8 protein-coding genes are annotated in these 12,817 nt (G+C 45.1%); 4 read left to right on the top strand and 4 right to left on the bottom strand.

What is annotated here, in order from left to right; genetic code table 11:
• Positions 1-54: 54 nt before the first annotated feature.
• Positions 55-1,023: an OmpA family protein gene (locus AC5JPT_RS02070; protein WP_493856905.1), complete on the bottom strand. Its 969-nt coding sequence runs from the start codon at positions 1,021-1,023 to the stop codon at positions 55-57.
• A 504-nt stretch (positions 1,024-1,527) separates the two neighbouring features.
• On the opposite strand from AC5JPT_RS02070, the gene AC5JPT_RS02065 reads away from it, so the two are divergent.
• A complete protein-coding gene (locus tag AC5JPT_RS02065) occupies positions 1,528-3,819 on the top strand; it encodes a TonB-dependent receptor (RefSeq protein WP_493856904.1) in 2,292 nt (763 codons plus the stop codon).
• An 83-nt stretch (positions 3,820-3,902) separates the two neighbouring features.
• The gene (locus AC5JPT_RS02060) at positions 3,903-5,669 is read left to right on the top strand and encodes a cyclic peptide export ABC transporter (protein WP_493856903.1); all 1,767 of its coding nucleotides are present in this window, start codon (positions 3,903-3,905) and stop codon (positions 5,667-5,669) included.
• 101 nt (positions 5,670-5,770) lie between these two features.
• Here AC5JPT_RS02060 and AC5JPT_RS02055 read toward each other — a convergent pair whose 3' ends face one another.
• Positions 5,771-7,255 carry a PepSY-associated TM helix domain-containing protein gene (locus AC5JPT_RS02055; RefSeq protein ID WP_493856902.1) on the bottom strand — a complete coding sequence of 495 codons (1,485 nt, stop codon included), beginning with the start codon at positions 7,253-7,255 and terminating at the stop codon, positions 5,771-5,773.
• Positions 7,256-7,620: 365 nt separating this feature from the next.
• On the opposite strand from AC5JPT_RS02055, the gene AC5JPT_RS02050 reads away from it, so the two are divergent.
• Complete coding sequence (locus AC5JPT_RS02050) at positions 7,621-9,873, top strand: TonB-dependent siderophore receptor (protein WP_493856901.1); 2,253 nt, start codon at positions 7,621-7,623, stop codon at positions 9,871-9,873.
• A gap of 205 nt (positions 9,874-10,078) precedes the next feature.
• Complete coding sequence (locus tag AC5JPT_RS02045) at positions 10,079-10,825, top strand: siderophore-interacting protein (protein WP_493856900.1); 747 nt, start codon at positions 10,079-10,081, stop codon at positions 10,823-10,825.
• A 70-nt stretch (positions 10,826-10,895) separates the two neighbouring features.
• Here the strand turns inward: AC5JPT_RS02045 and AC5JPT_RS02040 are convergent, their stop codons facing one another.
• Positions 10,896-12,299: a Na+/H+ antiporter NhaC family protein gene (locus tag AC5JPT_RS02040; protein WP_493856899.1), complete on the bottom strand. Its 1,404-nt coding sequence runs from the start codon at positions 12,297-12,299 to the stop codon at positions 10,896-10,898.
• Positions 12,300-12,415: 116 nt separating this feature from the next.
• Positions 12,416-12,757: a 4a-hydroxytetrahydrobiopterin dehydratase gene (locus AC5JPT_RS02035; protein ID WP_493856898.1), complete on the bottom strand. Its 342-nt coding sequence runs from the start codon at positions 12,755-12,757 to the stop codon at positions 12,416-12,418.
• Between the last annotated feature and the right edge of the window lie 60 nt (positions 12,758-12,817).

Raw genomic sequence — 12,817 nt, 5'->3', positions numbered from 1 at the left:
CCGCTTGAAATACTTTTATGATGCGGCTTTATTTATAATATAAATATACTTGTATCAATTACCCATGCGTTCTTCGACCACAGCGACAACACGGCGGTTAAGCTGACGGCCAGCAGCTGTATCGTTGGTAGCTCTAGGCTGTAGTTCACCATAACCGATAGCATTTAGACGTTCAGGATCGATACCAAACTGAGTAATCAATACTTCTTTTACAGCATCTACGCGTCGTTGTGATAGTGATTGATTATAGCGCTCGCTTGCCCGACTATCAGTATGTCCCTCGATAGTAACCATAGTGTTTGGGTATTGAGCCATGAATTCTGCGACTTCAGATATTTTAGAATAGTATTCAGGCTGTACTACAGATTTGTCCGTTTCAAACAGCACTTCAAGTTCAATGGTCACTTTTTCAGCCAATACTGGTACTACTGGCAAAGTCTCAGGTATCGGCGCTATAACTGCTGTCGGTACTGCGCAGTTGGGTACCACTCGGCTAATTTGGTGAGTTTGATAACGTTTGGTTTCTAGTAATGGTAAAGCACTATCACTCGTTATTTGTTCCAGTGTGCTTTTGCCAGAAGCATCCATGTCAACATAGAAAAAGTATGTTTGTCCACCATCAAGTTTATAGTCTGTCTTATCTGCCAATAAATCATTGTCTTTAAAACCAGTAGCATGAGCACTTAACTGATTGCTACCAACGCAAGAGTTAACGGCCGTATAATTGCCAGGGTGTAAGCTCACCTGATATCTATTATTGACAGAAATATTGGCACTGGTTTGTTCTAGGTCATCATCACTTTTACGAATAAACACCAGTCTCGTTTCATTAGCATTGACTTCTTTTGCTAGCACATCACGAAAATCCATGTCGACTTGATTATTCCACATGACGTTATTCACTCTACGACTGTCACCTTCATTATCAATACCACTGTTGCCTGTGACAGCACAGCCAGAAATACCAAGTAGAATAGTAGGTAAAACAATAGTAGCCATAGCTTTCTTTAGTACTTTTTCCATGATAATTTCCTGATTAATAATTTTTGGGTAGGTATTTAAGTCTTACTTTAACTTCAGTTGTTGCACAAATCATGCCATGTGTTTGTGTGATAAAAACCTTTAAATATACGCAAGCTGCAAAATATTCGCGGTTCATTATCTGACATAGACGATACAAATAAAAGAAACTAACTGGTTGTTATGTACTCTTATGGTAAGTCCATCACTGTGTCGTCAACACTACAAAACGGATCTTATGCATTTAGACTGAGCCGCATTCACTGATACTTAGCAATTGGCAATTTACTAAGGTTTTAGCGCCAGAACTATACTATTCCATTCCAATGCATAGCTAACTTCCCACAAACTACAGCCTGCTTATGATTGGTGACTTTCTCAAACCCCAATGATAAAAGACTCTACCCTACAACCTAAAAGTATATTTAGCATTAATGCCGTAATAATATTGATAACGAAAATGATTATCATTACAATAGACGCTTAACATACTTGCTGGAAAACCCAATGCAACTGTCTCGCTTATATTCTGCTTTATCTCGCATCAATACTGTAAAAACATCTCGCCACACGCGATCATCAAGCGCGCGGCACTCAGCCTATCTGTCTACATCAATACTATTATTAGGCGCAAGTCATGCAGCATGGGCGCAGACAGATATAAACACTGATTCTTCGTCTGTCTCTCCCAGTGTAGTGCTTGATACCATCGTCGTCACCAGTAGCGCCGATGCGTCAGCGTCTGGACTACCGAGCGCTTATGAGGGCGGACAAGTCGCAACCGGTAGCCGTGTTGGACTCTTGGGTAATCAAGATATTATGGATACTCCTTTCTCCACCACCTCATACACCAATGAATACATCACCAACCAGCAAGCACAAAGCGTAGGCGACCTACTTAAAAAAGACCCAACCGTGCGTGTCGCTAGAGGTTATGGTAATTTCCAAGAAGCGTACTTTATACGCGGCTTTGTGACGACCTCAGATGACACCATGTTCAATGGTCTATACGGTATTCTACCAAGACAATACATCGCAACTGAACTGTTCGAGCGCGTTGAGGTTCAACGCGGAGCATCAGCGATGTTAAATGGTGCTGCACCTAGTGGTAATAATGCGGGCGGTACTATCAACCTGTTACCTAAACGGGCTGACAATGAGCCTCTGCGCGAGATAACGGTTGGCTATGGTCAAGGTGATCAAGGTAAAGTCGCACTAGATGTCAGTGATCGCTTTGGTACGGATGACGCCATTGGTGTGCGCTTCAATGCCGCCTATCAAGATGGTGACAGCGCTATCGATGATGAATCCTCAACTTTGGGACTAGCAGCGCTTGGTTTGGATTACAGATCCGACAAGTACCGTTTATCCGCCGATCTTGGTTGGCAAGATAATAAGCTCAATGAGACGCGTACCAATGTCACGTTAGACGGTGTCACAGGTGTGCCAAAAGCGCCAAAAAGTACGAAAAACTGGGCACAGCCTTGGACCTACTCTAACGAGGAAGACATCTTTGGCACCATTAGAGGTGAGTATGACTTTAATGACAGCATCACAGGCTACGGTGCCTATGGTATTCGAAGCAGTGACGAGTCCAACTCCTTAGCAAACCTCACTGTCACGGATGCCGACGGCACAGGCACGACTTATCGCTTCGATAATACTCGTGAAGATCTGGTGCAAAGTGCCCAGCTTGGACTACGGGGTAAGTGGCAAACAGGTCAAGTTGATCATAACTGGGTATTAGCCGCAGATCACTATGATCAAGACGTAAAAGGCGCTTATGGGTTTGACTTCAACAAGCAATTTGCGACCAACCTCTATGATCCTATTGATTATGCTAATAACGCGTGGTCAAGTGCTGCTACTTTTGGTGGTGATCTAGATAATCCCAAACGTACGTCTGAGACCGAGCTACAGAGCGTTGCGCTCGCTGACACGCTCTCATTTTTTGATGACAAGCTAAAGACTACGGTAGGCGTGCGTCATCAGAATATAAAAACGACAAGCTATGACTATAACACTCAATCTCAACTGTCTGCATATGATGAGAGTAAATGGTCCCCAAGCATAGGCATTGTCTATCAGCCGACGCTAGATTGGTCTATTTATAGCAACTATATTGAAAGCTTAGCAAAAGGGGCTACAGCACCATTGAATGATAGCGATGGTAATGCCTTGACTAATGCGGGGCAAAACTTAGACCCTTATGTCAGCAAACAAACTGAAGTGGGCGTTAAATATGACAATGGCATGATTGGCAGCAGTCTAGCATTATTCAGTACTGATGAGCCGCGTGCCTATATCAATGACACCAGTACGTTTGTCGAAGCGGGTGAAAACCGTCACCAAGGTGCTGAGTTGACGGTCTTTGGTAGTCCAAGTGAAAACATGCGTCTCAATGCTGGTGTCAGCTACTTAAGTGCTAAGCAAAGAGACACGGGCAATGACGCGCTAGATGGCAACAGAGTCATCGGCATTCCTACGCTTCAAAGCAACGTCAACCTAGAGTATGATTTAGCCGCAGTTGAGGGGTTAACGTTAACGGGCGATATTATCCACACAGGGGCACGTTACGCAGATGCTGCCAATACTCTAAAAGTCGATGGCTATACGACCTTAGATTTAGGGGCTCGCTATCGCACGACGCTTGGCGGAAAAGATGTCACCCTCAAAGGCATAGTCACCAATGTCACGGATGAAGATTATTGGCAATCAGTCGGTGGTCTGCCAGGTTATGGTTACTTAAATGCTGGCGAACCCACTGCATTAAAAGTATCCGCAACGTTCGATTTCTAGACATTATTGAGTTCCATAGAAGGGACTAGGCGCGACCTACTCCCTTTTCTGCTATCAAAAATTTATACTATTACTGAGTCATTATGTCTTCTCGTGCCAGCACTTCTTTGTATCATATGATTTGGGCACAGTATCGCTTGCCCTTTTTAAAAGTCATCTTACTCAACTTAATCAATGCTGCTGTTAGTGTCGGTATTATTGCTTATATCAATCACACCTTTATCAGCCAGCCTGTATTCAATACCTTATCGTGGGCAGGTTTAGGACAGTTTGTATTACTGGTACTATTATTGTTGATGACCACCTTTGTATCGCAATATGCACTGACATGCTTGGGGCACAAATTTGTCTATGAGCTTAGAACCAAACTGGTCAAGCAAATCATCGATACTACGGTTCCTCAAATCGATCATCTGGGTAGTGCACGGCTACTCGCCAGTCTATCCGCAGATATTCAGTCCATTACCGTCGCTTTCGTGCGTATGCCAGAGTTGGTACAAGGCGTTATTTTGGCTGTTGGTGTTGGATTTTATCTGGGCTGGCTTTCGCTACCACTATTACTGATCGTGATGTTTTGGATTGCAATGACGATTTGGATCAGCACTATTTTGGTCAAGCATGTGTATCATCATCTAAGAGCCATTAGAGAGATTAACGATGCGCTGTATCAAGACTATCAGTCAATCATCGATGGTCGTAAAGAGCTGGCACTCAACCATCACCGCGCCGAACAACTATACACGCATGACTTTTTAGAACACGCGGCAGCTTATAAAGAACGAGTGATCAAATCAGACACCTATCATTTATCCGCTGTGAACTGGTCTAACATTATGATGTTTGCCGCGATTGGTGTGGTATTTGCGGTGGCCAATTATCTGGGTATATCAATGGGCATCGCCACTACCTTTTCTTTGACTATCCTGTTTATGCAGTCACCACTGCTTCATGCAGTCGGTGCTTATCCAACCTTACAAACAGCTCAAGTTGCGCTAGACAAAATACAATCACTAGCACTGGCTGAGCACCTGTCTAAATTTCAAACAAGTGATACCAGCCAGCACTGGCAGACCATCTCGCTGACTGATGTAAACTATCGCTACCATGTTTCTAGTAACGGTGTTTCCAGTAACGGTCTTCCTAGTGACAGTACCTCGAACAATACCGCTTTCAATGACAGCGAGGGTGACCATACCACTGGCAACGTTACTAGCAATATATTAAAAGATGTTAATCTGACGCTCAAACGAGGCGACGTGGTGTTCCTTATTGGGGCTAACGGAAGTGGGAAATCCACGCTTGCCAAGATTATTACGGGTATCTTTACCCCTACTACGGGCGCAGTGTATATCGATACACAGCGCGTTGAGCCGCAGAACAATGCTGACTATAGACAGCTATACTCTGCTATCTTTAGCGATCAGCATCTATTTAAGCAACTGATTGGTCAGCAAGGACAGCAGCCAGATGAGTCTCTGGTAAGTGCGTGGCTGCATAAGTTGAACTTACAAGACAAAGTCAGCGTGACTGACAATCAATTGTCTACAGACAAGCTGTCACAAGGACAACGTAAACGCTTGGCTATGCTCATCGCGGTCGCTGAACAAAAAGACATCTTACTACTCGATGAGTGGGCGGCTGACCAAGATCCTGCGTTTCGCCGCGTGTTCTACCAGACACTGATACCTGAACTAAAAGCATTGGGTAAAACGCTGTTTATCATCAGCCACGATGATGGTTACTTTGAGCACGCTGATCGGTTACTGCTAATGAAAGAAGGTCGCCTCACTGAGCTCAATGCTGAAGAAAGACAACGCGCTAGTAAGGACGCCATTGCTATGTTGTCATAAAGACCATCTCGGTACAGAGCCAACTTAAACAATAGAAAAAAGCGGGGCGTCTCTTAACAAGATGCCCCGCTTTTTCAAATAAGAATAACTTTTTGAGCCATTTATTTTAATAATCTGTGCAACAACCCAACACGAGAAATCACTAAAAAGTCTAATAGTACAATCACCACAATCGCAATAATAGCGGTTGGGAATATGATCGCCACTATTAATAAAGGAATGGCGAGCGGCCACCACACTGCAAAGTGCTGCCCACGTGCTGGCGGGTTTAACCCACTGCTCTGACTAACATGACGCGGGCGACGTTGCCACCACATGACATAACCGCTGACACAGATAGCGATTACTGCAAGGCAAAATAGCACATTGGCAAGTACACTCCACCATCCAAGCGTACCCATATGCAGCGCAATACCAGCCGCCATAAATTTACCAAAAGCATTATAATCATCGAAACGTATATCAGCCAAGATATTGCCCGAATAGCGGTCAATATGTACCGTACGGTCTGCTGTTGGACTTTTCATATCATAGCTCATAGAGTCTTGGCTAATGGTCCAGACGCCTGTACTGCCTTGTGGTAGGTTTAGTTGATAGCGCCCTACAAACCCCATCTCACGAGCGAACAGATCTACCGTATCTATCATAATAGGTATATTGGGAGCGATACCATTTTCACCCATAGTTGTGCCTGATGCTGGCATCGGCGTCAGTTCAAGGACCCAAGGCACTTCTTTAGTGCTTCCTGAGTTTAAGGCGCTACCATGTGTAGGCGCGGCTGCACCATGTACATGTGGTGCTGCAGCAGATTCCTGCATGGTGCTATGTTGGCTATGATCGATGGATACTGGCACTGGTGCCACACCCCACTTACCCGCAGGGAACTGGCTCCATGCTTGCACGACTCTCTCGCCCCATACGCCTGCCCATGCCATTCCTGAAATACAAAAAAACAGCAGTAGTATAGAGACCCAACTGCCCAATGTGGCATGAATGGTACGCATAAAAGACCGTTTTTTCTTACTGGTTGCCGTATCGTTAGGTATTAACATCGCTTTGACGGACTTGCGTTTTTGCCACCAGAGGTACCAGCCAGACAATATCATCAATATAGTCAAGGACGCCGCGGTCTCTAGGAGGTAATCACCAACTTTTCCAATCAACAAATCACTGTGAATATCATTAAAGGTGCTATATAGCCCGCTATTAGACGGTGTACTTTGGACGATATCAGCCGTATAGGGATTGACCGCCACCATGTTGCTGTGTTCGTCTGATTTTATCTGAAACAAGGCGACCGTATCTGTATCGCGAGGCGCGATATACTTAACCAGTGTGCTATTGGGCAAAGTGCTCAGCGCGTTTTTGGCTTGGATAGAAACAGGTGCTGGGCTGGTCAACTCTGGTATAGCCACGGTGAGACGATCATCATCACGGCCTGCAGTGTTGGACATGAACAGCATACCAAGTGCAGTGATAGCCAAAACAATCAAAAAAGGAGCCGCAAACATCCCAGCATAAAAGTGCCAACGCCATACCGTAAAGTAGTGTTGGTTGTTCGTGGGTTTCGGCATAGGTTCGTTCATAAATATGGCCTTTAGCGCTTTTTAGTCACTGATAAACAAGAGCGCTCTATCAGTAGTTGCCCTTAACAATGCCTACTGGTTTACTTAAGCCCAAATAGACGCCTGCATCATACGAGAAAAGCCCTATAAACGCTATTACTTGTGGCAGTAATTATCGATAAGTTACGCCTTTTAGCGGATAGACGGTACCTACTAGCGTTGATGATGATAACTACTGGTCATGTACAGACTATAGACACAGCACCATCTCGCTTAATATCCCTCTACAACCTTTTTATTTGTAAATTTTAATGATAATGATTATCGTTAATGTTATTATTCCTTTTCTTCTATTTCTGATACTCAATAACACCTTACAAGGAAACATGATGCGTTCTGTCTCAACGTCCAAATTCATTCGCCAAAAACGTTTAACCTTAGCCGTCCAACTGGGGCTAGCAATGGGTCTGAGCCATTCAGCCTATGCTGATAACACCCCAAACAGTATCGAAAACAATACGGCTAACAATACTGAAAATAACGTGATTGAGACAAGCGTAGAAAACTCTCTAGATATTAATAAAGTGGGCAATGACACAGCGCCATCGACTACCTTAGACGCTATTACCGTCTATTCAGATGGCTATCGCAGTACCGGTACCAAAACTGCATTGGACCCAGACGATGCCCCAATGAGCTATACCAGAATCGATCAAGACTTATTGCAAAAACGCCAAGCAGATAGCGTCAATGCGGCTCTACGTTATGAGCCAGGCGTGAGCACTGAAAGCCGCGGTACAGTATCGATATTTGATGAGTACAACATCCGAGGATTCAAAACTTACTCTAATTTTTATGATGGACTGAGACTACCCTACGATGGCGCTTGGAATCTTATGCCGCAAGTCGACGTCTATGCGACAGAGGCAGTAGAAGTTATCAAAGGACCAGCATCCTCGCTTTATGGCTACGCAGCACCTGGAGGTATGGTCAACCAAATAGCCAAGACACCCAAAAGCACACAAGAAAATGAAGCACAGCTGCGACTCGGCAATCAAAACCTAAAGGAAGTCGCCGTCGATAGTACAGGCCCTATCACAGATTCGCTGAACTACCGCCTAGTGGCGCTAAAACGTCAAAAAGACGGTCAAATGCAAACCACAGAAGAAGAGCGATTGCTAATCAATCCGTCGCTTGAATGGCAAGCGACCGACGATGTCTCAATACTTGCCAACTTGTTTTATCAAGATGATCCCGAGATGGTGCCCTCTACCCCATTACCTGCTGTCGGTACGGTCTACAAAGCAAGCTATGGCAAATTGGACAGTGACGCCTATGCAGGTGATGAATGGAATAAATTTAGCAAAGAAGTCTTTATGCCAAGTGTCACCGTGAACTGGGATATCAATGATCAGTTGACCTTTAAACACATCACGCGCTATACCGATGCTGAGGCGCAGCAGCGCAATATGTACAATAGAGGGTTTGTAGAAGGTAGTGACACGATTCTCAATCGCGTCGCCTATACCACTGATGAGAACATGAATAACTGGACCACAGACAATCAACTGGCCTATACATTTGATACTGGCAACACCTCACATAACTTATTGTTTGGTGCTGAGTATCAAGAAACAGACAGCAGCGCGATTTACTATGATGCTGGTCCAAACGGTACGCCAAATCTTGACTTGTCTAATCCAGACTTTTCACAAATAAATACGGCTACGCTACCGCTGGATACCTATCGTCAGACACAGGATATCGAACAAAGCCAGCTTGGATTCTATGTGCAAGACGAAATGAAGTGGCAAGATTTAACCGTTGTCGCTGGACTACGTCACGACAACTTTGAGAGTACGACTAAGCAAACCGACGCCTCTCAAGGTGCAGTTTATAATAACGAGACGTTTGGTAATGACGCGTCCGAAACCAGCGGCCGTTTTGCTGCAATTTATAATTTTGACAATGGACTCTCCCCATTTGTCAGCTATTCAGAGTCGTTCCAGCCTGTGGTTGGTAGCAACTTTATTACCAATGAACCCTTTGACCCTAGCACTGCTGATCAGCTCGAAGCTGGGGTGAAGTACTTGTCTCCAGACCGTGCGACCAAAGGAACGCTAGCCGTATTCGATATCACACAGCAAAATGTCGTCGTCACCAATCCCGCTGACTATCGACAGAAAGTTCAGACGGGTGAGATTGAATCACAAGGGTTTGAGATATCAGGTAGCCGCATGCTCAGCGACTGGGTAGACGTGGCTGCAAGCTACAGCTATACCGATGCTGAGATTACCGAAGATGAGTTCAATCCAGATGTGGTCGGCAACACTCCTGCCCAAACGGCGAAGCACAAAGCCACGCTATGGGCAGACTACTATGCGACAGACAAACTGACTCTAAATGCTGGCGTTCGCTATGAAGATGGCATGCAGATCGATAAGCAAAACTCAGACGAGCTCCCAAGCGTGACCTTGGTCGATATTGGTGGTAGTTATCAGATTAACCCTATGCTCGCGCTGGGTGCTAGTATCAATAATCTGTTTGACAAGACTTACGTCGGCGCTTGTTACGATACCGAGAACTGCTGGATGGGACCTGAACGCCAAATGTCCGTTAGCTTAAAAGCCAATTTTTAAACCTTATGAGCTCAGTTATCGTTAGAATGGTGTTTGGCAGTCGACCATTCTAGCGATGTGTTTTTAAGACAGTATAGATTTTTAAGACAATAGACTATCAAAGCAGTGCTCTTGCCTTATAAACTATCAAACGAACGTACATAATAGTTTGAGCACCAATGTTATACGCGAAAAGCTACACGCGCTAAAAGAAGGAAGATAATATATGGCAAAACCAACCCCTAGATTACTTGATGTTATTGGTAGCAGATACCTCACCCCAAACATGTGCCGTGTCACGCTTGGTGGCACAGGACTGACTGATTTTCCAGTGGATCAAGAAAGCGCTTATATCAAACTGATGTTTCCTCAAGGCGAGGATATAAAGCCAGTGGTACGTACCTACACCGTCAGCGTTCAGCGCGATGATGAGATAGACGTTGATTTTGCCTTACATGAGGCTGCAGGCCCTGCATCGACGTGGGCACGCAACACTCAAGCTGGTGATCAAGTATTAGTAGGCGGACCCGGACCCAAAAAACTCATCAACAATGACGCCGATTGGTTTTTGTTAGTCGGTGATATGACGGCGCTACCAGCAATCACGGTCAATCTGGCACAATTACCCGCTGATGCACGTGGCTATGCCGTGCTTGAAGTGACGACTGAGGCAGACCAGCAATCACTTAAAAAACCAGATAACGTCGAGATTCATTGGGTAATTAACGCGCATCCGAATGCAGATAGCAGCCCTTTGCTTGACTCGGTCAAATCATTGACTTGGCTTGAGGGACAGCCTGCAGCTTGGGCGGCTTGCGAGTTCCATAGCATGCGCGCACTGCGCCAGTATTTTAAAATGGAGCGCGACATACCAAAGACGCATTTATATGTGTCTAGCTACTGGAAAGTCGACAGCACAGAGGATCAGCATAAAGTGGTGAAAAGTCAGGATGCCCAAACGGCAGATCAATAAATACAGATTTCACATTATAAAAAAGGCGTAGCTAATATGAGTCACGCCTTTTTTTATTAAACCTCACCTATCATGCCTCAACGCTCTTCCCCTCTTTCACCCGACTAATCGTCAGTCCCGTAAAGCCGAACAGCAGCGTCAGTAGCAGTGACAAATAACAAAAGAACGCATACGGCAAATACTCCAATACCGGCACCCCTAACGCCTGACTGATAAACACCCCGCACACACTCCACGGTACCAATGGATTGATTACCGTTCCTGCATCCTCAATCGTCCGAGACAAATTCTTCGGATGTAGTTGCAAACGCTCAAACGTTGACCTAAACGCCGTACCTGATAATAGAATGCTCAAATACTGCTCACCAATCAGCACATTGATACTGAGCGCCGACATTGCAGCCGCAAATATCGCTCGTCCTGATGTCGTCAGTGTCTCTTTAATACCAGATAGCAGTGCTGGCAGAATCCCTAGTGCGGTTAATAGACCACCTAAACTCAGTGCCAGTATCACAATCGCTTGGGTAAAGAACATACTCTGTACACCGCCGCGTGACAGCATACCACCTACCTCGCCCAGCTCTAATGACTCAGCAGGCGCATAGCCTGCAAACAGATAGCCACCCAACTGACCAAAGCTTGGTGAACTATGGATATAAGTAGTAATCAATGCTGCAGCAATCGTACAGATAATCGTATAGATCGCATTAACCCGAAACAGTGCCAATCCTACCAATATCACAAAGGGTAGTACCGAATACCCATGTACTAGACCACTGTCTATCAGCTGTCCTTGTAATATAGTCACCTGACTCAGATCAGAACTGGTCGTCTGTCCTGAAAACATCCAGAACAGAATTACTGTCAGTATCCAGGCAGGCACAGTGGTGTACATCATATTACGAATGTGCTCAAACAGATCAATACCCACTACTGAGGACGCAATGGTACAAGTATCAGACAAGGGCGACATCTTATCACCGAAGAACGCGCCTGATACTACCGCTCCTGCTGCTATCGCCACATTGGCATCAAAGGCATTACTCATGCCGATAAACGCCACACCCAAGGTCGCAGCAGTCGTCAAACTACTACCCAAAGCAATACCGATAATAGAGGTCAAGACAAAGGCAGAGATATAGTAGTACTCAGGCGATATCAGCTGAAAACCTACATACATCAAAGTAGGAATCGCCCCTGACATCATGAGAGCCGCCACCATAAGACCAATAAAGAAGAATAGATAGATGGCACCGATACCGCGCATGACCCCTGATGCCATTTGCGCTTGCATGTCGTCAAAGCTGAGACCTTTAACTATACCGATAGCCAGCAATACACAGATGGCCAAGATAAGAGACAGGTGCGGTACCCAGCCAAAGCCAATCATGGTGATGCCCATGATACCGATGACGATGGCGGAGATGATAAAGGCGAGCTTGGCGCTGATCTCGGTGAGGGGTTTTGGTGGCATGACACATCCTTAAAATGCCAGTAGATACTGGCATTAGAGTGGGTTTGAATTTGGGAGTGTTAATTTTATAGCGTTAGAAAACGGGTTTGCTAGCGAATAACCGACTGGCTTATGCGTTACTTATCAAGTAGTTTATCGGTCTTAGCCGCCATGACGAAGTCATTACGATGCAACCCTTTAATACTATGTGACCACCATGTGACGGTCGCTTTGCCCCACTCTACCAAAATGCCTGGGTGATGCCCTTCTGCTTCAGCGATATCTGCCAGTTGATTGGCAAATGCCATCGCTGCAACGAAATTTTTAAATTTGTACTGACGCTGCAATTGCTGGATGCCATCTATCTCAATCAATGACCAATCAGGAATTTGTGTTAATAGCTCACATGCCTCAGCATCGTCGACTTTTGGTGCGCCAATGCGGCAGGCTTCGCAGCTGCTTTGTGATAATGCTGTCATAATAAAATCCTTTTAAGTTGTTTGTTTTTAATAGCTGTTTTTTTAATACTCGTATATCCA

The organism is Psychrobacter sp. H26 (assembly GCF_059073035.1).
The sequence above is the reverse complement of the archived record's forward strand: the minus strand, read 5'-3'. Positions and strand labels throughout refer to the sequence as shown.

Excerpts from the sequence above, each read along its gene's own strand:
- AC5JPT_RS02070 (WP_493856905.1), bottom strand. The coding sequence starts at position 1,023 with ATGGAAAAAGTACTAAAGAAAGCTATGGCTACTATTGTTTTACCTACT.
- AC5JPT_RS02065 (WP_493856904.1), top strand. The coding sequence starts at position 1,528 with ATGCAACTGTCTCGCTTATATTCTGCTTTATCTCGCATCAATACTGTA.
- AC5JPT_RS02060 (WP_493856903.1), top strand. The coding sequence starts at position 3,903 with ATGTCTTCTCGTGCCAGCACTTCTTTGTATCATATGATTTGGGCACAG.
- AC5JPT_RS02055 (WP_493856902.1), bottom strand. The coding sequence starts at position 7,255 with ATGAACGAACCTATGCCGAAACCCACGAACAACCAACACTACTTTACG.
- AC5JPT_RS02050 (WP_493856901.1), top strand. The coding sequence starts at position 7,621 with ATGATGCGTTCTGTCTCAACGTCCAAATTCATTCGCCAAAAACGTTTA.
- AC5JPT_RS02045 (WP_493856900.1), top strand. The coding sequence starts at position 10,079 with ATGGCAAAACCAACCCCTAGATTACTTGATGTTATTGGTAGCAGATAC.
- AC5JPT_RS02040 (WP_493856899.1), bottom strand. The coding sequence starts at position 12,299 with ATGCCACCAAAACCCCTCACCGAGATCAGCGCCAAGCTCGCCTTTATC.
- AC5JPT_RS02035 (WP_493856898.1), bottom strand. The coding sequence starts at position 12,757 with ATGACAGCATTATCACAAAGCAGCTGCGAAGCCTGCCGCATTGGCGCA.